At 62.5% G+C, this 23,770-nt stretch carries 17 protein-coding genes and 4 pseudogenes; 14 read left to right on the top strand and 7 right to left on the bottom strand.

Features of this window, described 5'->3' with window-relative positions; translation table 11 throughout:
• Positions 1-451: 451 nt before the first annotated feature.
• Complete coding sequence (locus K369_RS22620) at positions 452-1,183, bottom strand: hypothetical protein (protein ID WP_198033179.1); 732 nt, start codon at positions 1,181-1,183, stop codon at positions 452-454.
• Between the two features lie 638 nt (positions 1,184-1,821).
• On the opposite strand from K369_RS22620, the pseudogene K369_RS22625 reads away from it, so the two are divergent.
• Positions 1,822-2,289, top strand: a pseudogene (locus tag K369_RS22625) (ATP-binding protein); the annotation flags it as partial.
• A 410-nt stretch (positions 2,290-2,699) separates the two neighbouring features.
• Here the strand turns inward: K369_RS22625 and K369_RS22630 are convergent.
• Both K369_RS22630 and K369_RS22635 read right to left on the bottom strand, forming a co-directional pair.
• Complete coding sequence (locus tag K369_RS22630) at positions 2,700-4,097, bottom strand: O-antigen ligase (RefSeq protein WP_051949482.1); 1,398 nt, start codon at positions 4,095-4,097, stop codon at positions 2,700-2,702.
• 39 nt (positions 4,098-4,136) lie between these two features.
• The gene (locus tag K369_RS22635; protein ID WP_198033180.1) at positions 4,137-5,117 is read right to left on the bottom strand and encodes a polysaccharide biosynthesis/export family protein; all 981 of its coding nucleotides are present in this window, start codon (positions 5,115-5,117) and stop codon (positions 4,137-4,139) included.
• An 817-nt stretch (positions 5,118-5,934) separates the two neighbouring features.
• On the opposite strand from K369_RS22635, the gene K369_RS22640 reads away from it, so the two are divergent.
• The 5 genes from K369_RS22640 to K369_RS22660 all read left to right on the top strand — a co-directional run bounded on the left by K369_RS22640 (position 5,935) and on the right by K369_RS22660 (position 11,591).
• Complete coding sequence (locus K369_RS22640; RefSeq protein ID WP_084570783.1) at positions 5,935-7,050, top strand: acyltransferase; 1,116 nt, start codon at positions 5,935-5,937, stop codon at positions 7,048-7,050.
• Positions 7,047-8,243 (top strand): hypothetical protein, encoded by a 1,197-nt coding sequence (locus tag K369_RS22645; RefSeq protein ID WP_156968015.1) that lies wholly within the window; start codon positions 7,047-7,049, stop codon positions 8,241-8,243. Before K369_RS22640 ends, K369_RS22645 begins: the two co-directional genes overlap by 4 nt.
• An 89-nt stretch (positions 8,244-8,332) precedes the next feature.
• Positions 8,333-9,502 (top strand): acyltransferase, encoded by a 1,170-nt coding sequence (locus tag K369_RS22650; protein WP_036294493.1) that lies wholly within the window; start codon positions 8,333-8,335, stop codon positions 9,500-9,502.
• 729 nt (positions 9,503-10,231) lie between these two features.
• On the top strand, positions 10,232-10,426 hold the full coding sequence (locus K369_RS22655) for a hypothetical protein (RefSeq protein WP_051949484.1): 195 nt from the start codon (positions 10,232-10,234) through the stop codon (positions 10,424-10,426).
• Positions 10,427-10,550: 124 nt separating this feature from the next.
• Complete coding sequence (locus K369_RS22660) at positions 10,551-11,591, top strand: IS110 family transposase (protein ID WP_036286117.1); 1,041 nt, start codon at positions 10,551-10,553, stop codon at positions 11,589-11,591.
• A 262-nt stretch (positions 11,592-11,853) separates the two neighbouring features.
• Here the strand turns inward: K369_RS22660 and K369_RS26730 are convergent, their stop codons facing one another.
• A complete protein-coding gene (locus K369_RS26730; protein ID WP_156968016.1) occupies positions 11,854-12,198 on the bottom strand; it encodes a transposase in 345 nt (114 codons plus the stop codon).
• Positions 12,173-12,328 (bottom strand): annotated as a pseudogene (locus tag K369_RS27805) (IS6 family transposase); the annotation flags it as partial. The gene K369_RS26730 and the pseudogene K369_RS27805, both read right to left, overlap by 26 nt.
• A gap of 75 nt (positions 12,329-12,403) precedes the next feature.
• On the opposite strand from K369_RS27805, the pseudogene K369_RS22675 reads away from it, so the two are divergent.
• Positions 12,404-12,919: pseudogene (locus K369_RS22675) on the top strand (IS6 family transposase); the annotation flags it as partial.
• Between the two features lie 244 nt (positions 12,920-13,163).
• On the opposite strand, the gene K369_RS22680 reads toward K369_RS22675, so the two are convergent.
• On the bottom strand, positions 13,164-15,539 hold the full coding sequence (locus K369_RS22680; RefSeq protein ID WP_036294497.1) for a Calx-beta domain-containing protein: 2,376 nt from the start codon (positions 15,537-15,539) through the stop codon (positions 13,164-13,166).
• A gap of 346 nt (positions 15,540-15,885) precedes the next feature.
• Between K369_RS22680 and K369_RS22685 the strand changes: the two genes are divergently transcribed.
• Positions 15,886-16,716: an IS110 family transposase gene (locus K369_RS22685; protein ID WP_210165059.1), complete on the top strand. Its 831-nt coding sequence runs from the start codon at positions 15,886-15,888 to the stop codon at positions 16,714-16,716.
• Positions 16,717-16,913: 197 nt separating this feature from the next.
• Here K369_RS22685 and K369_RS28320 read toward each other — a convergent pair.
• Positions 16,914-18,259: pseudogene (locus K369_RS28320) on the bottom strand (IS1380 family transposase).
• A 623-nt stretch (positions 18,260-18,882) separates the two neighbouring features.
• Here K369_RS28320 and K369_RS22700 point away from each other — a divergent pair.
• The 6 genes from K369_RS22700 to K369_RS28015 all read left to right on the top strand — a co-directional run bounded on the left by K369_RS22700 (position 18,883) and on the right by K369_RS28015 (position 23,762).
• Positions 18,883-20,322 (top strand): exopolysaccharide biosynthesis polyprenyl glycosylphosphotransferase, encoded by a 1,440-nt coding sequence (locus tag K369_RS22700; protein WP_036294500.1) that lies wholly within the window; start codon positions 18,883-18,885, stop codon positions 20,320-20,322.
• A 69-nt stretch (positions 20,323-20,391) separates the two neighbouring features.
• Positions 20,392-20,676, top strand: a complete 285-nt coding sequence (locus K369_RS22705; RefSeq protein ID WP_156968017.1) for a hypothetical protein — start codon at positions 20,392-20,394, stop codon at positions 20,674-20,676.
• 58 nt (positions 20,677-20,734) lie between these two features.
• On the top strand, positions 20,735-20,977 hold the full coding sequence (locus K369_RS26735; protein ID WP_156968018.1) for a hypothetical protein: 243 nt from the start codon (positions 20,735-20,737) through the stop codon (positions 20,975-20,977).
• Positions 20,978-21,240: 263 nt separating this feature from the next.
• Entirely contained in the window at positions 21,241-21,825 is a 585-nt protein-coding gene (locus K369_RS22715) for a site-specific integrase (RefSeq protein WP_036289128.1), read from the top strand.
• Between the two features lie 9 nt (positions 21,826-21,834).
• Complete coding sequence (locus K369_RS22720; RefSeq protein ID WP_036289122.1) at positions 21,835-23,028, top strand: IS91 family transposase; 1,194 nt, start codon at positions 21,835-21,837, stop codon at positions 23,026-23,028.
• A 605-nt stretch (positions 23,029-23,633) separates the two neighbouring features.
• Entirely contained in the window at positions 23,634-23,762 is a 129-nt protein-coding gene (locus tag K369_RS28015) for a hypothetical protein (protein ID WP_256381003.1), read from the top strand.
• The last annotated feature ends 8 nt before the right edge of the window (positions 23,763-23,770 follow it).

Below are 23,770 nucleotides of genomic sequence, written 5' to 3' on the forward strand. Positions count from 1 at the left end.
CGAGTCAGGAAGAGCAGCCGCGATAGTCGCCGAGTTCGGACGGCGGAACGAACTGATTGGATGAGACGCACGCGAGCATAAGAGGAAGCCGACCGCCCTCTTGTCAAAGGGCCGCCAAACATGGAAAAGAACCCGCTCGGAAATATCATGACGTAGTCTGAGTTCGACGTCGCTTCGCTTTCAACGGAATCATCGGAGCAGCGGGCATGCTGCAACGATCCACATATCCGATTCGATGGAAAAGGGCGAGGACGACACCTGCCCCGCCCAATCCACAAATCCGACGGCTGCGCCGCCCTATAACTGCGAGATACTCCCGAGTTGTTCGTCGCCAGCGCCAAAGCGACCGCCTACGAGCCGATTCGAGCTATCTTGGCATTGGGAGGCGTAGGCAGGCTTCCTCCCCAACCGATACCCTGAGATGATCCTGCTCGCCGACAACACGACCTTATCAGGCCGTGGTGTCGTAGTAGTAATACTTCACGCCGTCCACCTCTGAGATGTGATCGAGGTAGAGCGCCGTCACCTTGTTGCCGGCCCAATCGGTGATCGACACCTGACCCCATGGGCTGCTGTCGTTCTGCTGGCCGCCATGAGCGAGCTCGCCCGAGCCATTGAGGTCGAGCAGACCATTCGGACCGAAGTCGATCTTGCCGTCATTGTTGCCGTCGAAGATCGCACTGGTCGTCACGAGGCTGTCGGTGAGGCCGAATTTGGTGATCGTGTCCTTGCCCCAGTTCACGTCGAGCGCCGTGTCGAAGAAGAACACATCAGCCTTGCTCGTGCCGGTCAGCGTGTCGTCGCCCAGCTTGCCTTCTTTGAAACCGGCGAGACGGGTCGAAGCGTCGGCATAGGCATAGTGGGTGCCGTCCGTGCCGATATAGCGCAGAGAGTCAACGGACGAATCGAACGTCACCGTATCCAGCCCGGCGTCCGGACCGTCCAGATCGAGAAGACCGTTGTCGCCGAACGTGATGATATTGTCGTGGTTCGCATCATAAATCTTGGCGTCAACGACGAGCAGATCGTCCGAGCCGAAATTAGAGATGCTATCCGTTCCGGAATTCGGCCCCGAAATGTAGAAGGTTTCAGGCTTGCTCGTTCCGACCAGCGCCTGATCACCAACTCCACCGTCGACGACCAAGCCGCCCTTGGCGTCCAATATTAGGCTCGTATCAGTCATCACATACTCCTAAACTCAACATGCTCGGCTAAAATGGGCAATTAATTTGCCTCAATGTTCTTTTACGCTCGCTTTCCGTGTTCGTCAACCTTTTCTTAAGCAAGAACGTGGGAAACCATGAATAGGCTCGCGCGAACTCTGGATCGACGCAGCCTCCCCCGGCGTATTCGGCGCGAGCTTATGCTGTTTTCGCTCAGGGCTGTTTAGCCGTTCTTATTCAGTGCGCCCCGACGGCGTGCATCACCAGTGGAGGCAGGTTCCACCCAGAGAGTTGTCGATTGATCTGGTAGCTGACGAGCGGCTTGGACGAGCGATCGACTGGGCCGAAGCCTCGTGACGAAGGCCGCCTCGGGCGGTTGAGCGATCCGGCGGGCCGTAACGTGAGTGAAGCCTGAGCAGGCCTCGAAAGTGAAGTCATGGATGCCGACCCGCCTGAATAACGGGGAAGGCCGCGCGGACGGGGAAGCAATCGACATTGGCTCCCGTTCGATTCATCGGGGTAGTGGGCACGGCACGTCGGAAGGGTGATGCAGGTAATCGGGGGAGACCCGTCTTGGTCGAAGGTCGCGGCTTCGACATCGATTGCGTCGATGGACCGGGCGGGAGTCGGACAGGGCCGTAATACCGTCGAGGCCGGTCACGCCTGCCTGGCGCTCGGGCTCGCCGCGTGCCAGCGGGGTTTCTCCGTCACCTTCACGACGGCGGCGGGGCTCGTCCATCAGTTGATGGAGGCGCGCGACGAGAAGCGTCTGCTTCGGCTCCAGGCGCAGCTTTCCGCGGTGAAGCTGCTCATCGTCGACGAGCTCGGCTATGTGCCGCTCTCTCAGACCGGGGCGGAACTGCTGTTCGAGGTGTTCAGCCAGCGCCACGAGCGCGCAGCGACGATCGTCACCTCCAATCTGCCCTTCGACGAGTGGACGAGCATATTCGGCAATCAGCGTCTGACCGGCGCGCTGCTCGATCGCCTCACCCACCATGTCCACATCCTCGAGATGAACGGGGAGAGCTACAGGCTCCGACAATCGAAGGCGCGAAGACGCGTCACCCCCACGCCGATCGACGAGGCGAGCGTCGACGCCGACACGGGCGAAATCCTTCCCTCGTAGGGCCTCCGAGAAATTTTCGCCGCCGACATGCAAAAGGGCCCGATCGGGCCCTTTTGCATGTCGGCGATCCCGCCCCACTGGCCTGATTTTGCGCCGCCCCGCCGGCCGGAAATCTCTCCGCCGTTGACACAGCCCTGTGTTTTCGCTCCGCTTTTCGACCGTCGGCGAAACGGCCGCACAAACAAGGGCGAGGTCAGGGCTCGGGTTTTCCCGGATGTGACTGTCCGCCCGGTCCGCTCCGCGGAAGAGACGGGAATTGATCCGCGAGGCCGCGTCGAAGCCTCATCGACCTCGCGTGCGCGCTCCGGACGAGACGTCGAGATATGCGATGCGTCGGATTCCGTCGCTGGGAATAGAACGAGGTGCCCGACGGCGCTACGACCGGCGCATCGGTCGGGAGCGCCGCCCGATCACCTCATGGTGCTCAGGCTCGACAAATTCGCTCCTCGAAAAAACCGCCGGCCATCGGCCCCCGGCGTCGCCGCCTCCGACTCGACGGCGCGCCGTGGCGGCGCCAGATGGTAGAGGAGCGACGCCTGGAGCAAGGCGAACAAGATATTGCCCTCGATGTTCCAGTGCGGCATCGTCGCAAGATTGAACAGCAGGAAGCAGGCCTGCGCGAGCAGCAGCTTATTGCGAGCATAGGCGTGGGGGACGCGGAAGGTCGCGACGACGAATGTCGCCCAGAGAGCAAGCAGGCTCATCAAGCCGAGGACCCCCAATTCGTAGAGGTAGGACACCATCGTGTTGTGGGCGTATTTCACGAAGGTGCCGACCCAGCTGTTCGGCCCGTCGCCGAGCAGCAGCTGCATGTCCGTGCCGTGAAGATAGCCGGTGACATAGTTCGACCAGATGTAGAGGCGGCCCGAGAGTATTTTCTGTTCGTCTTCGAGAAACTGCTGCGGAGGCTTCAGGAAGCGCCCGCTGTCTGTGAGGAGCGTCGCGAGATCGCCGAACCGGTCCGCGAGACGATCGCCGGCGAGGGCGGCGAGCCCCATGACGAGCGGAATCGCCATCACGAAGATGAAGCTTCGGCTCTTCCGATCGAAACGCCACACGCCGTCGAACATGAACGTGCCGAGGAGCAGAGGGAGAATCGCGACGATCGCGGTGCGGTAGTTAGCCAGGAAGATGCCGAGAACGCCCATCGAAATCAAGGCCGCCTTGACGACGAAACTCCAGCCGGTGTTGAAATAGACTGCGAGCACGAAGGTCACGATCATGATCGAGAACGCAGCCTCGTGATTATAGCCGCCGATATAGCTGACCGCACCGTCGCCCTCCGTGTCCTTGGCGATTCCGAACACCACCGAGATCACCTGCAACACGAAGATGGGCGCATAGCAAAAAGCCACCAGCATTAGCACTCGGTTCGGGCTCGTCCGCCGCATCGCTTCGCACATGGCGGCGATCAGGACCGCCGCATAGCCCCATTTGAAGAACATGTCGACGGCCCCGCTCGTGGAGCCGTTCAGAATGGCGCTCGCCGCCGTCACTGCGAGCAGAACATAGATCGGAACCATCCACATCTGCACGAAGTTGCGCGGATTGACGACCAGCACGCCCGCTCCGACGGTCAGGACCGACAGCAGCGCATTGATCGAAAACCCGCCGGCGAGCGGCAGAAACGTGATGAAATGATAGGCTCCCGAGATCACGCGGAGCCAGACCGCGACGACGACGAAGCATCCCGGCAAGCTGCCAGAGCGTCGAACCAACAGCACGAGCATCGCCGTGAAGACGCAGGTGAGCGCAAGAAGGATCGGAAACGGCGTCTGCGGCGCCGCTCCAGGATTCAACGGGTCCATTGCAGCCCATCCATGGCTTTCGGCGCGAGCGCGTCGAGCCTATTTCACCCTATATATGCTGTAGGCGGACGACGCGCCCTGCGATGCGGGACCGGTGATCGCCGACACGAGCTGGAAGAATTTGACCACCTCGACCGTGTCGGAGTCCGCGACGTAGATCACGTCCTTGTCACGAATTTCGAAGTCGCGCGCCGCAAAGAGCGCGGCCGGCTCGTGGAGCTTCGCCCGGTAGATCGTCGGGATGAAAGTCGCCGACGCGTCGAAATACGTCAGATCGACGCCGAGCCTCTCGAGAAAGCCGCGTGGCTCCGCGCGATAGAGATAGACGAATTCGGGATTGGCGCGCGTGTCGACCAGCCCGCCTCCGGCTCCGATCGCCTCGGATAGAACCAGCCTCTCTGCCGGGAACGGCACCCGGCTCTGCGTGCCGGTCGCGCCGAGGACCGTGTAGGAGCGCGGGTCGCGCGAGACATAGACGACGTCGCCGGGTTGGACAAAGACATTTTCCGGCGGCGCGCGAACGAGCCTGTCGAACGGCACTCGGACGGCATGCCCCTCGCGCTGCAGGGTCACATAGGATTCATAGCCCGGATATTTGATGCCGCCCGCGCGGGAAATGACGTCGAGAACGCGTTCGCCGTTCGGATTGAGGGGTATCTTGCTGGCGGAATTGACTTCGCCCAGAACGGACATCTCGCTGCCCCGCTGCGTCACCACGCTTACGAAGACCTGGGGCTGAATGGCTTTGCTCGCGAGCTTGTCCTCGATCTCCGCCTGCACGCTCTCCGCCGTGCGGCCGAGAACGCGAATGTCGCCGGCGTAGGGAATCTTGATGGAGCCCGCCGCATCGACGACCTGCTGCGGGACCTGCACGAAATTGCCGGGCCGCGTGCCCGCGTCCCCGACGAACAGGCCGCCCGACTGCGACTCGAAGATCGTCGCTTGAACCGTGTCGCCGCGGCTGAAAGTGAGGCGAGCCGGGCGCGCGCGCGTCGCGGTCGAGCCGAAGCTCGTCGACAAGGAGACCGCCTCGGGCTCTGCCAGGCCGGATTGCGTTCTCGCGGCGACGTCGAGAAGGACGAATTTTTTCGATTCATCGGATTGCGGCGTCAAAGAAGCAGTCGCCGCAAGATCAATATCCGAACCTCGTGGACCAGCGGCAGGCAATGCGCAGCCCGAAACGGCGATCGTGACGAGAAGCGAGACGAAAACCGCTCTGTGTCGGAATATTTCCATGGCGTCCTTTTGCCTCGGCTCACGCTCTCCGTCAATAGCGCCCGCCCGAGTTGAATTCGTAAACCGTTACTGGCCCGAGAGTTGGTTTCGACACGCCACACGTCCCGCGAGTTCGAACCGGAGCGTAATAGTCGGAAACGCGTGGCGGTATGCTATTGTAGGATCAATCATAGCGCCGCTATATCCCTGCGTTAACCTTATGTCCCGATTTCACCGCCCGCGCTCGAAAGACGGGCGGGGGCGAGGGGGTGCAGGGGACGCTCCGCCTAGGGCGCGACAGCAGCGTGACAGACCGGCGGGGCGCGCCGACGCCGCGCGTCCGAATACGGCTCGCCTTGCGGTTCCTCGCCCCGGCGGCCTCCGGTGCGCGGACCGAAGCGGGAGGCGCGAGAGGAGGTCCGTGCGGCGCGGCGCGACGCCGGAGCGACCCGGCGCGGCGCGAGTCCGGGGCGGACGCGACTATCGAAGAGAAATCACGCTTGAGACCTCTTTTGAACACTCGCCGATAGTGCTACTACCTTCAACGTAGCATTCCGCGTTCTCCCACCGCGGGGGGGACGCAGTCCGCGATCGGGGCCTTCTGAAGTCGAAGAACGGTGTGATGAAGTCGCAAGTCGTTTCGATCCAGGCGTTGCGGGGCTTGGCGGCGTTTCTCGTCGTGGTGGCGCATGTGATCGAACATCCGCTGCGCGTCGAGCCCAACGCGGCCCTCCTCACGGGACGTTTCGGGGTCGAAATTTTCTTCGTCATCAGCGGGTTCATCATCGCCTTCGTCGCCGGTTCGGGCCGCTTCGATCCCGCGAGCTTCGCCATTCGCCGGCTCTTGCGCATCGCACCGCTCTACTGGCTCTGCACGCTGCTCGTCTTCGCGACGGCGGTTGCGGCGCCCTCGCTATTCAAGACGACCGTCGCGGACGCGGCGCATCTGTGGAAGTCGCTGGCCTTCATCCCCGGCCCCGATCCAGCCAATCCGTCGGATTGGCGTCCCCTTTTCAAATTGGGCTGGACGCTAAACTACGAGATGTTTTTCTATTTCGTTATGGCGGGTCTGTTCTGGTGCCGCTCCGCCCTACTGCGAGCGGCGCTCCTCACTGCGGCCATGGGCGCGCTGACGATCGCCTCCTTTTTCGTTGAGCCGCGCGCGAGCCTGTTCGCGTTCTACGCGAATCTCAATCTTTTGCCCTTCGTCTGCGGCGTATGGCTCACGGAACTGCGGCGGACCGTGTTTTTCGATCGGCGGGACGGACGGCGAGCCGCCGCCTTCGTCGTTTCGGCCGCGGCGCTGATTGCTCTTCTCTATATGCAGCCGTTTCAGACGGTCATGCTTCCTCTCGGACATCTCGTCATCACCTCGGCCGCCGTGGCGATCGTCGCGGCCGGCCTGGCGCTCGAACCCTATTTGGGCGAGGGTCCGCTGTTCGGGCTGCGCGCCGTCGGCGACGCGTCCTATTCGCTCTATCTCACCCATATGTTCGTGATCGGGGCGGGCTGGGCGGCGATGCAACGTCTCGGTATCCACGGGCCGGCCGCCGTGGCGGGCGGCACCGTCATGGTAGGCGTCACGATCGTGCTCGCATTTCTTTCCTTTCGTTATCTAGAGGAGCCGTTCAACCGACTCGGCAGACGAATCACTCGCCATGGGAAGGCGCGCTCCGCGGCGGAGGCGGGTCCGTCACTCCGATGGCGCGGAGCGCCCGTTCAAAAGACGTCTCGATGATGCGATGGCGGCGATGGGCCTCGGCGATCGTGACCCTATCGCTGCTCACCGCCGCGACCATGGCCGGCTTCCGCTCGGCGGCCGCCCAGCAGGCGCAAGGCGGCCCTGTTTCGGCCGCGCTCGTCGAGATTCACGCCAGCCCGGAGGGCGCGGGCGCGCGCAATGGGCGCAGATCGGCCGATGCGATGCCGCTCTATCAGGCTCTGAAGCTCCTGTCGGCGACGTCGCGCGGGGCGCGCTTGTCGCTGGCGGCCGGGACATATCACATCTCCGCGCTCGGGTCGGTGCGCCTTGTGGGCGGGCGGGGCACCGGGCCGCTCGTCATCCAGGGGGCCGGCGACGCCACTGTTCTGGTCGGACGCTTCAGAGCGGGCGACCCGCCTGGTGCCGCGCTGTTCGAGCTCGCCCGCAGCGATGTCGCCTTCCGAAATTTCGCGGTCCGCAATGTGGCCCGTTTCATAGATGTGCCGAACGGCGCGACAGCCGAGCGCATCGTCGTCGCCGGCGTCTCGATCGAGGAGGCGCACGACGGCATTCTGATCGACCGCGGCAAACGGCACTCGGCCCGCGACTGGCGCCTGGAGGATGTCCGCATCTTCGGTCACGTTCGCGTCGGCATTCGGCTCGCGGGTCCGCGTACGCAGCATATCGTCATTCGTCGGACGATGATCGACGGCGGCGGCGAGCGCGAGACCAACGACTGCTACAAAGGCGGAATTCAACTGCTCGAGGCGGTCAGCGATGTGACCATCGAAAATGTGCACGTGAGCCGCAACATCGGATGCGCCGACCCGCGCTACCAGCAAGGCGACGGCGTCGAGGCCGACGACAAGCAGGGCGCGCCACGGCGGATCACGCTCCGCCATATCGTCTCTTCCGGCAATCGGGACGGAAATTTCGATCTCAAGGCCGAAGATATGACGCTGGAAGACCTCGTCGCGCGCAGCGACGGCGTCTCCCGGCACGGATTCCGACTATGGCATTATCGTTATAGATGCACCCGCTGTCGCCTCGAAGGAGAAAGCAGCGATTTCCAGGTCAACAACGCGACCCTGTCCCTGCTCGATCCCTGGCCCGCCGATGCGCCGCCACTCATTCATTGCGGCGACGGCAGAGCGCGGCCGCCGTCGGTCTATCTGGTGGAGAGAGCCGGGCGCTCCTCGCCCGAGACGATCTGCCCTCCGCCGAAATGAATCGCAGTCCGAACGAATCTCGGCCCGAGATGCCCGTTTTTCGCATATGGCGTGCGTCTTGCTCCTTTCTGTAGACACAAGGACCTGTCATGTCGAAGCAATCGGGGGAATATTTCCCCAGCATCGATTATCTCCGACTCGCCTGCGCGATCGGTGTGGTGTTGTTTCATCTCGTTTATTCCTCCTCTCGCGGTAGCTTGGCGGGCCTGATCGTCGCTCCCGGCCTTGAGATGCCGGAAGGCGTCTGGTTTCGTTACGGTTGGGTCGCAGTGCCGGTGTTCTTCGTGATTTCCGGATTGGTTATCGCCGAATCCGCGGCGACGGCGAGCCCGTGGTCGTTTCTGCGCCGTCGCGCTGAGAGACTCTTTCCTGCGGTGTGGCTCTGCGCGCCCATCAGCGCCTTCATCTGGATCGCTCACGGACGCAACGCGTCCGAGACCTCGCTGCTGTTGCTGAAATCGCTCGCGCTCATCCCCGGCGGCGAATGGATCGACGCGCCGTACTGGACGCTCGGCTGTGAAATCGGATTCTACGGCGTGGTGTTTCTGTTCATCGCATTGGCCGACAATCGGAGGCTCGATCGACTCGCGATCGGGCTCGCCGCCGTCAGCGTGTTGTTCTGGATCGTCTTCTTTTTGGAAAAGCGTTTCGGCATGCGCCTCGGCGCGTCGCTCTTCGCTGGACTGAAGCCCCTCCCAGTCTATTATGGCGCGTATTTTGCTCTCGGCATGCTGATCTATTTCTACAAGCGCGGCCGACGGGGGCACTGGATCGCGCTCGCCATCGCCGCCTGCTCCATCGCCGCCGGTCTCGACAGTAGCCAACTGCTCTCCCGGCCGGAAGCCGCGTCCGCGACGCCGCTCCTTCTGTTTCTTCTCGGCGTCGCGGTGATCGCGCTCGCGCGCCCTTGCGCGAGCGCCGGCCACCTCGCCCTCGCGCGTCTCTGCGGGCTGACCACCTATCCGCTCTATCTGCTGCATTTCGCCCTCGGGCTTGAGACGCTGCAATTCCTCGTCCGAAGAGGAATGGCGGCCTTTCCGGCGTCGCTCGTCGCCGCCGCCCTTATGATCCTGCTCGCCGCTCTCATCGCCGCGCGCCTGGAGCCGCTCGTCCGCCGACGGCTCAGCCGCGCTATTTCCGCGGTGGAGCCGGTGCTGGCGCTCCACGGTCCCGCGAGGCTTTTCTCGGCACCGCCGCACGAACGAGACGACGAATTTCACGCCGAGCGGCAGGCGACGAGCGGCTGTCGATGGCGGTGAAAATCCGCGCATAGATGGCGCGGTCGTGGTCTGGCCGGTTTCCTCCGAGGCTTGCCGAGATGATTATGGCGTCTGGTTGAGGTCTATGCGGCGGCACGCGGTTGCGGCCTGCCGTGGCGGGGAATGATGGGGTAAGCTTGGCCTTTTCGAAGGTAAGCACGGCGTCGATCTCGACTTGCCGGTTCCGTTCGACGCCGTGCCCCACACCGTGCCGGGCACGCATGTCCAATCAATATCGCGGAAAGCTGGGCGTTCGTCCACATGGCGTCGGCGAATCCGACCATGCCGACGCGAGGTCGGCGAGGCTGTTTCTATGCGCCGGGTGTCGCGTTCAGGCGCTGATCTGTAGTTGTTGTGATCGCGGCCAGTTTTACTGCGCCGGAGGGTGCGGCGCTCATGCGCGGCGGCGTGGCCAGCGCGCGGCGGGAGCTCGTTACCAGGCCAGCCGCCGAGGGCGACTCACGCATGCCGAGCGCGCGCGTCGATACCGGGCGCGATGCAAGAACGTGACGCATCAGGGTTCACCTCCACCGCCTTCCGATGATTTTCTGTCGATCGGCTCGCCGACGATCGCGAGCGACGCAACCACCGCGGATATCGAACCACGGCGGCCGATCTCGCACTGCCACTGGTGCGGCCGACGCTGTCTCGATCTCGTCCGCCAGGGATTTTTGCGCCGCCGCCTCGGTCGTCGCGGCGCGCCGCGACACGAGCGGGCGGGACGAGACTATGGCGACGCCACCTGATATCGAGGCGCAAATCCTGCGCTACTATCACGCCGAAAAATGGACCATCGGCACGATCTCCCGTCAGTTGCACGGGCATCACGACGTGGTGCGACGCGTGCTGGCGCAGGCCGGTCTGCCGATGCTCGGGTCGCCACGCAAATCGCCGATCGACGCCTATCTGCGCAGCGACAATTAAGTTGGCCGATTCTCCGACAATTATCTTGGCTGCGATGAGCGTCCCTACCGCGAACTTTTATGGAATGGCCCGCCCCTCCTTCCGGCGTAGTAGGCTCGCCGGCGATAGAACGGAGGGATTGGTCATGAAGACGAAGGTTTCCGTGCTCGGGATCGACATCGGCAAGAATATTTGCAGTCTCGTTGGCTTCGACGCGGCCGGGACGGTGGTCATGCGGCGGCGGGCGACGCGGGAGACGCTGATCGGCTTGGCAGCGAAGCTGCCGGCCTGTGTCGTCGCGATGGAAGCGTGCTGCGGCGCTCATCATCTGGGGCGGGTCTTCGCGGCTCATGGCCACGAGGTTCGGCTGATGTCGCCCGAATATGTTCGCCCCTATGTGAAAGCGCAGAAGAACGACGATCGCGACGCTGAAGGGATCGCCGAGGCGGCGACGCGGCCGACCATGCGCTTTGTGGAACTGAAAACGCAGGATCAGCTCGACATCCAGACGTTGCATCGGTCTCGCGACCGACTGGTCGGCGAACGGACGGCGCTGATCAACCAACTGCGGGCGATCCTTCTGGAGCGCGGAATCGTCGTTCCCAAGGGTAAACGTCATCTCGCGGATTATCTCGCCGTCATGCTGGACGAAGGGGGCCGACACACTTTGAGCGACCGGATGTACAGGCTCGTCGACGACGCTCGCACGCAATGGCGCGAGCTGGACAAGCGCATCGCCGCCTTCGACGCGGAGTTCACGGCTTTCGCCAAAGAGAACGAGGACGCCCGGCGACTGGCGACAATACCGGGCGTCGGCGCCCTGATCGCTTCGGCCTTGTTGGCGGCGATCGGAAAGGCCGAGACGTTCGAGCATGGTCGCGATCTTGCGGCCTGGCTCGGCCTGGTCCCCCGTCAGGCGACGACGGGGGGCAAGCCGAAACTGCTCGGGATCAGCAAGCGGGGCAACCGATATTTGCGCAGGCAACTCATCCATGGCGCGCGGGCGGCGCTCCCCCATGTCGCCAAACGCGACACGTCGCTCGGGCGGTGGCTGACGACGCTGCTCGCCCGCGTGCATCAGAATGTCGCGGTCGTCGCCTTTGCCAACAAGCTGGCGCGGATCTCCTGGGCGGTGCTGCGGCGTGGAGAAACATTTGCCGACAAGGAGGCGATCCTGGCGGCGTGAGACTGGTCGTTCGGCGCATGTGCTGCTGATCGTCCGACGATGTTTGCGGGTGGTGGATCGAAAGATGGCCTGACTGATAGTCGAACGGCGTTCTGGAAACCTGGTTCAAAAAACGGCGTTCGACGCCGAGACTTTTATGAGGACCGGAACGCGCGTATCTCCATCTTGGCCGGGGGCTCGCCCCGAGGCCGGATACGTTGACGCAGACCCATCAGAAGGCGCTCTCGATAAAACTGCTTGCAGACGGGGCGGGCCATACGTTTTAGATGATCCAACCGAACGTCCTTTCGACGACCCATCGCTTCGGGAGCACGACGAAACCTTTGAGGCCCTTGTCTGTTCTCTTGACGACGGTGACAGCGACCCGGCTCGCCTCGAAGGCGGCCCTCTGCGCTTCATCGCCGTTATAGCCGCTATCGGCGAAGCGCGTTGTCACGAACGGGCTTCTTGCGACGCACGTCGCGCAGCAAAGGGAGGAGGCGGGAGTGATCTGGCATTCGATCGGCAGTCCGAGCGTGTCGACCGCGATCTGACACTTGCGGCCTTTGATCTTCTTGGCGGCCTCGAAGCCCCGCGGGCCGCCAGCGACCCAGCGGTTCAGTGGAATGGTCGACCTCGACGCCGCGCTCTTCCATCATTTCCTCGAGCTGACGATAGCTCATCGGATACGCCACATACCAGCGGACGCCCTACAGGATCACCTCGCGTTCAAAATGGCTGCCCTTGAAATCGATCATCCCGCTATTCCGCCTGGCCCAGTCCGGCGATAATAGCCCCAACCGGCCCGCGAGAAAAATTCGCGACAAAGCCCCAAATATGCGCCTTTGCTAGAGACGGAGTTTCGTGCTCGCAAGCGCGCTGTCGGGTCGAGCTGGCGTGTCGATGAGACTTATGTGAAAGTCAAAGGCTGCTGGAAATATCTGTATCGGGCCGTCGACAAAGCGGGTGCGACGGTCGATTTCCTTCTGACGGCCAAGAGGGATTGCAAAGCGGCGTTGCGCTTCTTGCGCAAGGCCATCGGCCAGCACGGCGAGCCGAAGAAGATAACGATCGACAAGAGCGGAGCCAACACAGCAGCGATCGAAAGCTACAATGAGGAGCGTGAAGCGGACATCGAAATCCGGCGCATCAAATATCTCAATAATATCGTCGAGCAGGACCATCGAGCGGTGAAGCGCGTGACGCGTCCGACGCTGGGTTTCAAATCATTTCGATCGGCTGCCGCGACGCTTTCTGGGATCGAGCTGATGCACACGATCCGAAAGGGGCAGATGCGAACGACGAACGAAATGCGTCCCGCGCAGCAATTCTATTCCCTCGCCGCCTGAGCCACGTCATTCTCACTCACCCGTCGCGCCTGAAGACAAAATTTGCGACAGAACCCTTCCGCCAAGCTTTGGCGGGCCCAACCGCCAGCGCCGGACTGTGGCGAAGCCACGGATAAGCGCGCGGCGGACCGGCCCTTGAGCTCACAGCGGTATTGTAGCCTGAAGAAGACAAAGCCGCGAAAAAAAGAGACGGCGCCGCGCGCGAAGCGTGACGCCGATCGAGCAGGATGGGGCCCGCCGAATTTTAGAAGCGAAGTTCGCTCACGCCTGCGGCGGAGCCGATTTGGCTGTAGACGTAGTAGTTCACGGAGTTGTGCTGCATGACGCCGTCGAACTCGAGAGACGCTATCGCTTTGCCGGCCGTGTCGTAGATCGCCACATGGCCCCCTTCGCCGGCGTAGTAGCTGTCGTTCACGTCGCCCGCGCCGCCGGGAAGAGCGTAACCTCCCGTCTCGTCCACCGCGATCTTGCCGTTCACGGCTTCGATCGGCGACGTAGTGACGAGCAGATCATTGGCACCAAATTTTGTGACCGTGTCGTCGCCGAGATCGATGTCGAGCGCGTTGTCGAAGAAGAAAGTCGTCGGCTTCTTCGCATTTCCCGTTCCTGATAGCGTTTCGTCGCCAATATGCGATTCGACGGCGCCTGTCGGTCGCACGTCCGTGTCGCCGTAGACGTAGAGTCCTGCGTCAGTCTTGCCGATCAGCCGTAGCGAATCGACGCCGTTCCTCAAGGTGAGCGTGTCCGCGCTTCCCGGTCCGTCGACGGCGAATGTGAAGTTGCTTCCGGCGTTGATGATCCCATCGTTGTTGCTGTCGTAGAACGCCTTGGTCAGCAGCAGCACGTCGTCGTGTCCGAACGCGGTGATCACATCCTTGCCCGTCCGCGCCGCCACGTCGATGTAGTAGCTGTTGTGGGCGGACGAGCCGGACGCGGTTTCACTCAGCGACAAGGAGAGATCGACGGAGTGCTGCTTGTCGAGCACCGTGAAGATCGGCTTTACGTCGTCATTGGCGATGAGAACGTCGGCGGCGCCGTTGGCGATGACGCCCTTGGCGACGCTGCCGAGCGTGACCTGGAACGTTTCGTTCGTCTCGACGAGCTTGTCGCCTCGGATCGCGACAGTGAAGGTCTTGGAAGTCTCCCCTGCGGCGAAGTCGACTTCGCCGGAGGGTAGAACACCGCCCTCGAAGTCCGCGGAGTTGGCGGGATTGTCGCCGATTCCGTTCACGGTGTAGTCGACTTTGCCCGCGCCGGAGATGTCGCCCGTCCGGCTGACCGTGAATGTGACGGTAGTGTCGCCAATGTTGCCCTCCGTCACCTGCGCCGTGCCGGGCGAAATCGAGTAGCTCGGCGGAAGAGGCACAGGCGGCGTGGGTTTGACGGTCACGGAGGTGGGGTTCGAGTCGACGTAATCCAGCCCGAGGCTGGCGTGCAGCGCCGTCGCCAGGGCCTCGTCATAGGTTTGCGCCCGCAACGCGGAGCCGTCCGCATTCGTGGCGCCGGAGCCCTTGGACAGCTTGAGAAGCCTTGCCTTCTCATTGATCAATATATCGGTGTCGACGAGCGTGACATGGGCGTTCTCTTCCGAAAGATCGATCGCTATCGTTTTCGCGCTGTCGTCGATCAGCGTCGAGTTGATGATCGTCAGATGGGAGTTCGGCGCGAGATGGACATGCGCCTGGCTGGCTGTGCCGCCACGATGTTCGGGGTCGATGCTCATGCTGTCGATGATCGTGACGCCGTCGCCCCAGACGCGATAGTTTCTGTTGTTGTCCTCGGAGATCGCTCTCACCAGTACGGTGTTCTGCGATTTGAGGTCGTAGCCGGCGTCGGTGTTGCCGGCCGCATAGGTGTCCTCGAAACGAAGGTTGTAAACATCCTTCTCGGCGGCGAAACCATCGCCGTTCCAATATGTGTGCAGCGTGTCCGTGCTGTTCAGCATGCTCGTGTCCTTGACGAGCACGTCGTGCACTGTTCCTCCGAAATGAATGCCGATCGCGAAGTTGTCGCCGTCCTGCCGCTCGCTGTCGCCGCGGACGTCCCGGATGACGACGTCATGCGTGTCGTATTGCAGCCTGATGGCGCCTTTCGAATAGCCGTCGATCTCCACATTCTCGATCGTCAGGCCGGAGATCGTCGCCGATTTGGAGGCGGTCGCGGCGTAGTCCTCGAAGAATCGCTGGACGTTGTCCGCCGACATGTTCGAAATCGTGAGACCGGAGATATCGTCGCCCACGCGGAAGGCGTTTCTCACATTCTTGAACGACATGTTCTCGAACACGAGATGATCGGCGCCGCCGAGCAGTCGGAAGAGTTCGTTGCCGACCGCGCCCGTCGGCGAATAGTCGGGCGATCTGGTGCCGGTGAACTGCACGTTCATCGGATTGCCGCTGGAGTCGACGCCCTTGATGGTCACTGGATTGCCGGCGTCGCCGCCATGGGTGATCGACACGAAATAGCTCATGTCGTACGAGCCTTTGTCGGCGGCGAGAAGGACAGTGCCCCCAGCGCCGGCCTTCAGGATCATCTTGTCGAGGGACCAGATGTTGGCAGCGTTTTCGGCGCTCGAGCCATCGCGCTTGCCCGATCCGGTCGGCGAAACGTAAAGCGTCGTCATGTGGTGTATCCTTCTTGATGAGGATGCATTTTTCAGCCTTGAGCATGAGCGTAGGTCGGCCGTGTAAAGAAACGGCGCGGGAATCCGCTAAAATTGTCGCTACTTCGAATTACAGACGGCCGAGAACTACCTTCACGTGGGACAATGAAACGCGATCGCAGAAAATCGATCGCGTGACAATGCGCAGGTCCAACTATCTTTTTGCTCATTCGAAACCTGACTTGGAACGCTCGCGAGAGAGCGGCTGTTCTGCGCATTATCGCGGCCGCTCTCGCTCGACGAACGAGCGATCACGCTCGCGTCGGCGAGGCGCTTGCCAACACGTCGTCGTTTCGATACGCGCGAAATGCGGCGTCAAGCGTTCGTGAGTGTGACGCCAGGGCGATCGGATGAAGAAATAGGTGACAGATCGCCCTACCATCGCGCGCTCGAGCGCGCGCTCGACACAGCCGGTCTGCCGATCGCCAAAGTCAATCCGCGCCAGGCGTGCCGCTTCGCCGAGGCCGCCGGCAAGCTCGTCAAAACCGATCGCGCAGATGCCGCCATGCTGGCTCGCATGGGAGAGGTGCTCGACCTCGCGCCCCGCCCTTGCGTCAGCCAGACCATCGCCGAGCTGAAAGAATTGCATCTGGCGAGAGCTGCGCTCATCAAAGACCGCACCGCCGCCAAGAACCGCGCCAAGGCGATCACGCTTTCTCTGCTCGAAAAGCAGAACAAGAAGCGCATCGCCGACATCGACGCAAAAATGGAGGAGATCGACGCCGCCATCGAGCAGCGCATCGAAGACGACCTGCTCCTCGCCCGCCGATTCGAAATTCTCCTCTCTATCCCTGGCGTCTCCAAAGTCACGGCTTTCGCGCTCCTCATCGAGATGCCGGAGCTCGGTTGCCTCGAAGGCGAACAGGCCGCGAGTCTCGCTGGCCTCGCGCCCGTCCAACGACAATCCGGCTCGTGGAGGGGCCGCGCCTTCATTCGTGGCGGCAGAGCTTTTCTCCGCCAAGCCCTCTATATGCCAGCGCTCGTCGCCTGCCGCTTCAATCCGCAGAAGGCTGGCTATGTCAGGCTCGTGGAAGCTGGGAAGCCCGCCAAGGTCGCCATCATGCGCAGAATGATCGTCCTCGCCAACGCCTTGTTGCGCGATGATCGCATTTGGGCCGAAAAAGCCCCTTGTCCATAACGGATACTCTAGCCGCTCGATTTGAATTACTGCGGCTTAACCGCCGTTAGCCGTTCTTATTCGTGACGATGGGTTTTCGGGCGGTTCAGCGCACGGACCGCAGTGAGGCGTTCGGCTTTTTCACCGCTTCGAGGACCGTACTTTCTGGAACGCGTTTGAGAGATGGAAGAGACGAGAGGGGCGCGCCGCCCCATCGTTCACGGCCCGCCAGCCATGAGCAGCGCCGCCGGGAGGGAGCAGAAGAGATCGGCCTCAGGGCAGGCGGCGGAAAAGGCGAGGCGCACGCGGCTCGCGGTCTCGATCACGCGCGCGGCGATCTTCAACAATCGCAGGCGCAGCGTCGAGAACTCGGCTTTCGCCAGATCGCGCTGGCTCGGGATCGCGTCGCGCACGCCGAGCATCAGCCAATAGGTGGCAGTGTGCAGGACGAGGCGAACCTGATTGGCGAGCGCCGAGCGGCATGAGGTTCGATCGGAACAAAGCTGCGCCTTGTGAAGCTTGATGAGGTTCTCTGCCTGTCCTCGCGCGCAATAGAGACTGTCGTAGAGCCATTGCGGCGCGCCATGCGCGAGATTGGTGACGACGAAGCGGATGTCGAGGCCGAGCCGCGTCGCCTCGATGCGGGCGATCGCGCGGCGCTCTCTGCCCAGGATTTGGCGCGATGGCGCGTCTCGGCATAGCCGCGCACGACGTCCTTGTCGCCAATGGCGCGCCCGACGCGGACGGCGTCGGCCGTCGCGTCGACCTTCTTGGACAGCGGCTTGGTTCCGGGAAGGCCGAAGACGTAATCGACGCCGTGATCCTCGCACCAGGCCATCGCCTCGGGCCGCGCATAATGCCCGTCGCCGCGAAACAGGATGCGGGTCGCCGGCCAAGATTTGCGGATATGTCGCGTCAGCCGGCGCAGATGCGCTCTGACCTCGACGCCGGACGGCGTCTTGCCCGGGCGCAGGATCATGGCGACGGGGCGGCTCTTCTCGGTGTCGTAGACATGGATCGGCAGAAAGCAGCGCTCGTCGTAATGGGCGTTGAACAGCGACAATTGCTGATGGCCATGCGCGATGTCGCAGGTGTCGTCGATGTCGAGCGTGACGGCGGACGGCGGCTCGTCGTAGGAGGCCATCCATTGGTCGACGAGCGCATAGGTCAGGCGGATCACGTCGCGCAGGGCCGGCGCGTTCTCGAGCCGCGACAGCGTGGGCTGCGAAGCGAGATCGCGGCCCGTGTCGGGCAGACGCCCGCAGGCGAGCTTGAACGCCGGATCCGAGCGCAGAAAATCGAGATCGTCGGCGTCCTCATAGCCGCAGCCGATCGCGAAGATGCGGGCTCGGATCATATCGGAGAGCGTGTGGGTGATACGCGCGGGATCACGGCGATCGGGAAAGCAGCGCGCCAGCCGTTCGGCGATGCCGAGCCGGCGCTCCGCCATGGCGAGCAGCATGACGCCGCCGTCCGAGGAGATGCGCCCGCCGTCGAAAGCGGCTGTGACTTTCTTGCCCTGGACCGCTGGAAAGGAGAAGGCGGGAAAAGTATCGTCTGTCATGGCGGGCGTCGCAGGTCAGTGCAGCGGGAAAGGGTTGGTGTCAGCAACCAAATCCTACGCCGTTTCAGTGACCTATGCTACGCTCGTCACCCTTCCAACAGCGCCGTCATGAATAAGAACGGTTAGATCGTCGCCGTCAATTTGATCCTCGACGACGAGGCCGAGCTCCGCCACTCCAAGCGGCCGCCTCGTTAGCACAGACAGCTGTGCGGAGCGGTCCAGGTTCTTGAAAGCGGCCGATAGCGAGTCGGTTCGGTGCTCGCGGGGGACGCCGCGCGCCGTCGCCTTGACTCAGGCTTTCGAAATCGGAAGCGGTCAGGATACCGACGTTAGAGAGGCTTGGCGGCCTTCAGCAATGCGCGTGACGTCATCGCGGCGTTCCATGACTTGCTGCATCTGCACCGAGATTTCTACGGGCTATCGAACGGGCCTCCTAAATCATTGCCGTGCTTTCGTCAACGGCGTCACGAAAGCTCGCGCCGCCGGGGCCGGCCATAGGCAATTCGCGTTCCCGAGCAATTGACCAACGCGATGCTTTCCTCAAAAATGCTGCTCCGCAGCAGGATTGCATTAACGGAAAATTTAGGTAGGATTAGTCCGGTAATATTCCAGGGTTGACGTAAATGGGGTTGGATTTTTGCGACTCGCGGGGAATTGTGCGGTCCCGAGGCGCGACGCGGCGCTCGAAGCGCATTTTGCCGTATAATGTCGCGGCGGGTTTTGCAGTTTTCGACGCCGCCTGTCTCGTTCTGATCGGCCTTGCCTGCGCGGGCTACTCTGGAGCCTCGGGGGAGTTCTCCGTGTGGTCGCCACAGGAATGGCAGATCTGGGCGGTCCTCTTCGCCGCAGCTCTGCAATTCGGACTCGCCCATATTTTCGAGGTCTATCGAACGGCGAAAATCCTGGATCGACGGCACATTCTGCGTCGCATGGCACTGTCGTTCCTGTGCACCTTCGGTTTCATGATCGGCATCGCCGCGGCGACGAAATCGGCCGAGACCTATTCCCGTCTCTGGTTCTTCTCCTGGGCGGCGGCGAGCACAATGGCCGCGATCGTCGCCCGAGGAACTGTTCTCCGGGGCATTCGCGTTTCGCTCGCGGAGCGAACCTTCGTCCACCGCGCTCTGTCGGTCGGCGTGTTCTGCGATCCGCTTCATCCCCGCGAGATCGAGCGGCAGACCCGCAACGAGGAGTTCGTGGTCGGCATCGGCAAATTTGATGAGCTGACGGAGCTCGTCGAACTATCCGATCGCATCGTCCAGGACGAGATCGATCATGTCTATCTCGCCGCCCCATGGGATAAAATACCGACGGTGCTCCGGCATCTCGAACTTCTGCGACATTTGTCGACGCGCGTTTTCGTGCTTCCGGCGGATCGTCGCATTCTCGCCGATGTCGTCGGCGTCTCGAAATTCGGCGACCGTGTGTCGTTTTGCGGAATGAAGGAGCCGATCCAGGGGTGGAGCCTCTGGTTCAAACGGCTCGAGGACATCATTCTCGCCGGATGCGCTCTTGTTGCCCTCTCCCCTCTGTTTGCGCTGACCGCTCTCGCGATCAGGGTCGATTCCCCCGGTCCGATCTTCTTTCGGCAGTTGCGCGTCGGTTTCAACGGCCGGACATTCAGAGTGTGGAAGTTCCGCTCGATGTATGTGGAGAAGACCGATCCGGACGCTTCGGTTCAGACGAGCCGGCTGGATCCGCGGGTGACTCGGGTCGGGCGGCTGATCCGTCGCCTGAGCATCGACGAGCTGCCGCAGCTCTTCAATGTGATCCAGGGTGATATGTCGATCGTCGGTCCGCGCCCGCACGCTCTCGCGACGAGGACCGAAGGGTGCAATCTCGACGAGCTCATCGATTATTACGCCGTCCGCCACAGGGTGAAGCCCGGCATGACCGGCTGGGCGCAAGTGCAAGGATTTCGCGGGGAGCTCGACACTCAAGAGAAGCTCCGGAACCGCGTCGACTGCGACATCTATTATATCGACAATTGGACGCTGTGGCTCGATATCGACATCATCTTTCGGACAATGATGATCGTGCTCAGAGACTCGCGGGCGTATTGAAGCTTTTATTTCACGGTCATCGCGAGTTCCCGCGCGCGAAAGACGCATTGATTCTTGAGGAACCAGCTGTTGGAGCCCGCGATTCCCTCTTCGAGCGAAATCTCCGGTTTCCATCCGAGCGCCCCAATGCGGCTAGAGTCGCTAGGCTTCCGCGGAGTGCCGTCTGGACGTATCAAACGCGAGCTGGCATGCAAGTCCGCCGGCAATTTCTACGAGTTGGCGGATCGACATTTCCGAACCCGCGCCGCAATTGATGTGCTTGGGTCGTGGCCGAGCTACTCGACCACGATCGGCCTCGGCGGCGACCTCGCCATCTATGCGCGGATTTTCACCGCCATGACAACTGGCGATTAACCTCCCTTCAACCGCGCAGGATCATGGTCAGATCACGAGCATCGCAAGGAAAGACTCGATGGCGCAGATTTGGCTCACCTATGACGAACTCGGCGACTTCACCAACAGAACAGCGGCTGCGTCCCGGGAGGCGGCGATCGTCAGCGGATGGACGCGTCGGCGGTGCCGTGACGGCCTCACGCGCGTGAAGCTGCCGCCACAGGCCGCTACACGCTACATGGTCCACTGCCTGTGCGAAGCCGGCATGCATGCGGGAAACAGCGAGTTCGTTGCGTCGAGAGCGATCGCCGAAGGCGGCTGACGCCGCGTGCCTATCGCAGAGGCGAAAACCGGCCAACGCTCGTCGACATCGAGCGCATGATGATCGGAAAGCTCGGGATGCTCCGGCTCGCGCAGCTGGCGTCGCCGGCTGGAGCGCGGATGCATTCCTCGAAGGCCTTGGCCTGCGAGACTGCGAATTGAACGAACCCGCTACGCGGGAGGGGCGGCGAGATCGGTGAAGTGAAGCTTCCTGTCTGAGAGGATGTGATTGCCACATCACCCCTCTCGAGACAGGAGCCCCAGATGGCTGCCACGAGCCCTCTTCGTCAGCGCATGACCGAAGACATGACGATCCGCAATCTCTCGCCGGCGACGCAGCAATCCTACCTCTATGCGGTAGCGCGTTTCAGCCGACATTTCGAGTGTTCGCCGGACCTGCTCGGCACGGAGCACGTCCGCGCCTATCAGCTACATCTGGTCACCCAAAAATATTCCTGGACGCACATCAACCAGGTCGCCTGCGCACTGCGGTTTTTCTACGGCGTCACGCTCGGTCAAAAGGACGCCTTGGAGCGGATCGTCTTCGGCCGCGAGCCGGAGAAGCTGACGCCGGTCCTCGCGCCGGAAGAAGTCGCGCAGTTTCTGGAAGCAGTCGTCGGACTGCGCAACCGCGTCGCTTTGACGACGGCATATGCGGCCGGGCTGCGGGTCGGCGAGGTCGCGCGTCATCTTCTGGAGAGCGGGGTCGACATTCGCGTCATCCAGGTTCTGCTGGGTCACGCCGATCTGTCCTCGACGTCGCGCTACACACGCGTCGCCGCTGATCTCATCGCCGCCACGCCGAGCCCCTTCGACCGTCTCTCGCTCAGGGTGATGCCGCCCGAATAGTCGGCGCGCATGCGCCAAAAGATCGAGGTCGCGGATATTTTCCGCCGCTATGGCGCCGCGTTTCGCGCGGCGCAAGGCGTCCGACTGTCTATCGACCAGCGCCGCGCGATGGCGGCCATCGAGGCGTGCCGAACGGCGGCGCTCGGCGGGCATGTCGAGCAGTGCGAGGACTGTGGAGAAGTTCGCGTCTCTTATAATAGCTGCCGCAATCGACATTGCCCCAAGTGCCAAGGGCTCGCGCGTGCGCAGTGGCTCGCCGATCGTCGCGCCGAGCTCCTGCCGGTTCCGTATTTTCACGTCGTCTTCACCGTGCCGGCGCCGATCGCTGCGATCGCTCTCCAGAACAAGGCCCTCGTCTACGATATTCTGTTCAAGGCGGCGTCCGAGACGATCCGCGTCATCGCCGCCGATCCGAGGCATCTCGGCGCCGAGACCGGCATGATCGCCGTCCTGCACACCTGGGGGCAGACTCTCACGCATCATCCGCATGTCCATTGCATCGTGCCGGGCGGCGGTCTCGGGCCGGATGGACGCTGGGTCGCCTGCCGACCCGGCTTCTTCCTGCCCGTGCATGTTCTCTCCCGGCTTTATCGTCGCTTGTTTCTCGAGCGCGTGAACGCAGCGTTCGACGCCGGCAATCTGACGTTCTTCGGCGACCTCGCGGCGCTGCGAGCGCCGGCTGCGTTCGCCCGCTATCTCGCCCCGTTGCGCGACATCGAATGGGTCGTCTACGCCAAGCGCCCGTTCGGCGGCGCGCGACAGGTCCTCGATTATCTCGGCCGCTACACGCATCGTGTCGCGATCGCCAATGGACGGCTGCTGGCATGCGACGACGGCGTCGTGCGCTTTCGGTGGAAAGATTATCGCGCCAACGACAAAATCAAGGCGATGACTCTCGACGCCGACGAGTTCATGCGCCGCTTCCTCATACACGTCTTGCCCAAGGGCTTTCGGCGCATTCGTCATTTCGGCTTTCTCGCCAACGCCCGCCGCGCCCAGAAGCTCGCCCATATCCGCGCCGCTCTCGATATGGCCGAACCGCCGCCGAGCGTCGAACCCACCGACTATCGCGAGCGATACGCCATGCTCACCGGCAAGAGGATCGACATCTGCCCCTGCTGCGGCGGCCGCATGGTCGATTTCGGCCCTTGGCCGCGTCCTTCGCCGCCGCGCCACTCGACGCAAAGATGCGACACCTCATGAGGCCGATGAATCGCCGCCCGTTCTTACTCGCCGACTTCGACGGACACACTCCTGCGCCGAACGGGAGCGATCGGCGCGGCGCGCGTTTCCACGCCGCCATCCAGAGATCGCGAGCGCAGCGCCGATCGCAGATCCACCCGAAGCTGCGGCGCCATCGAGCATCGGCGCCCTTTCGGCCGTTCGCTGCTCGATCCTCGCAGCTGTCCCCATCTCCGATGGCGCCGTCTAAATCAGGCCCGGCGCATCGAGCGCCCATAGATCGTGGCTAACGTCACCGCGGCTTCGTTCAATCCGGCTTCAAATAGGTCCCGCGGTCCAGCCGCTGCATCATCCGTGGCGCGGGACCTATTTGAACCCTCAAGTATTCCGATTTGAACCCGGCCAGCGTTCCGATTTGAAGTCGGCCACCATTCCGAACTGAAGCCGGCCACCGGGAGACCCGATCGGTCCTCTTTTCGTCTGCTGTCCGCAGGTCAGCAACTGCGGCATTCCGCTTCGTCGAGATCGACGAGGAGGATCGTGCCCCAGCGCGTGGTGTAGCTGGATCGAGGCGGACACCGGGATTTCGCGACAGAGCCGGGGAGATTCATGGGTCGAGAATAGGCATGGCCAAATCCGAAGCGAAGGTGTTAAGCTGCGGCGTTCGCTCTCATTCTCGTCACGTTCATGACGCTGACATTTTGCCGCGTTTGAATGCCGAAGAAGCGGGGGTTGCAGGAAAACTTTCGACGTGAGGCACATT

Source organism: Methylosinus sp. PW1 (assembly GCF_000745215.1).
Classification (GTDB): domain Bacteria; phylum Pseudomonadota; class Alphaproteobacteria; order Rhizobiales; family Beijerinckiaceae; genus Methylosinus.

What these genes read in the sequence shown, in the direction of transcription:
- K369_RS22680 (WP_036294497.1), bottom strand. Translation starts at nt 15,539, where the DNA reads ATGACGACGCTTTACGTTTCGCCGACCGGATCGGGCAAGCGCGATGGC.
- K369_RS22645 (WP_156968015.1), top strand. Translation starts at nt 7,047, where the DNA reads ATGATGCGATGGCGGCGATGGGCCTCGGCGATCGTGACCCTATCGCTG.
- K369_RS22720 (WP_036289122.1), top strand. Translation starts at nt 21,835, where the DNA reads ATGCGCCAAAAGATCGAGGTCGCGGATATTTTCCGCCGCTATGGCGCC.
- K369_RS22685 (WP_210165059.1), top strand. Translation starts at nt 15,886, where the DNA reads ATGCGGCGTCAAGCGTTCGTGAGTGTGACGCCAGGGCGATCGGATGAA.
- K369_RS22660 (WP_036286117.1), top strand. Translation starts at nt 10,551, where the DNA reads ATGAAGACGAAGGTTTCCGTGCTCGGGATCGACATCGGCAAGAATATT.
- K369_RS22655 (WP_051949484.1), top strand. Translation starts at nt 10,232, where the DNA reads ATGGCGACGCCACCTGATATCGAGGCGCAAATCCTGCGCTACTATCAC.
- K369_RS22640 (WP_084570783.1), top strand. Translation starts at nt 5,935, where the DNA reads ATGAAGTCGCAAGTCGTTTCGATCCAGGCGTTGCGGGGCTTGGCGGCG.
- K369_RS22620 (WP_198033179.1), bottom strand. Translation starts at nt 1,183, where the DNA reads ATGACTGATACGAGCCTAATATTGGACGCCAAGGGCGGCTTGGTCGTC.
- K369_RS22700 (WP_036294500.1), top strand. Translation starts at nt 18,883, where the DNA reads ATGGGGTTGGATTTTTGCGACTCGCGGGGAATTGTGCGGTCCCGAGGC.
- K369_RS22650 (WP_036294493.1), top strand. Translation starts at nt 8,333, where the DNA reads ATGTCGAAGCAATCGGGGGAATATTTCCCCAGCATCGATTATCTCCGA.
- K369_RS28015 (WP_256381003.1), top strand. Translation starts at nt 23,634, where the DNA reads ATGGCCAAATCCGAAGCGAAGGTGTTAAGCTGCGGCGTTCGCTCTCAT.
- K369_RS26735 (WP_156968018.1), top strand. Translation starts at nt 20,735, where the DNA reads ATGGCGCAGATTTGGCTCACCTATGACGAACTCGGCGACTTCACCAAC.
- K369_RS22715 (WP_036289128.1), top strand. Translation starts at nt 21,241, where the DNA reads ATGGCTGCCACGAGCCCTCTTCGTCAGCGCATGACCGAAGACATGACG.
- K369_RS22630 (WP_051949482.1), bottom strand. Translation starts at nt 4,097, where the DNA reads ATGGACCCGTTGAATCCTGGAGCGGCGCCGCAGACGCCGTTTCCGATC.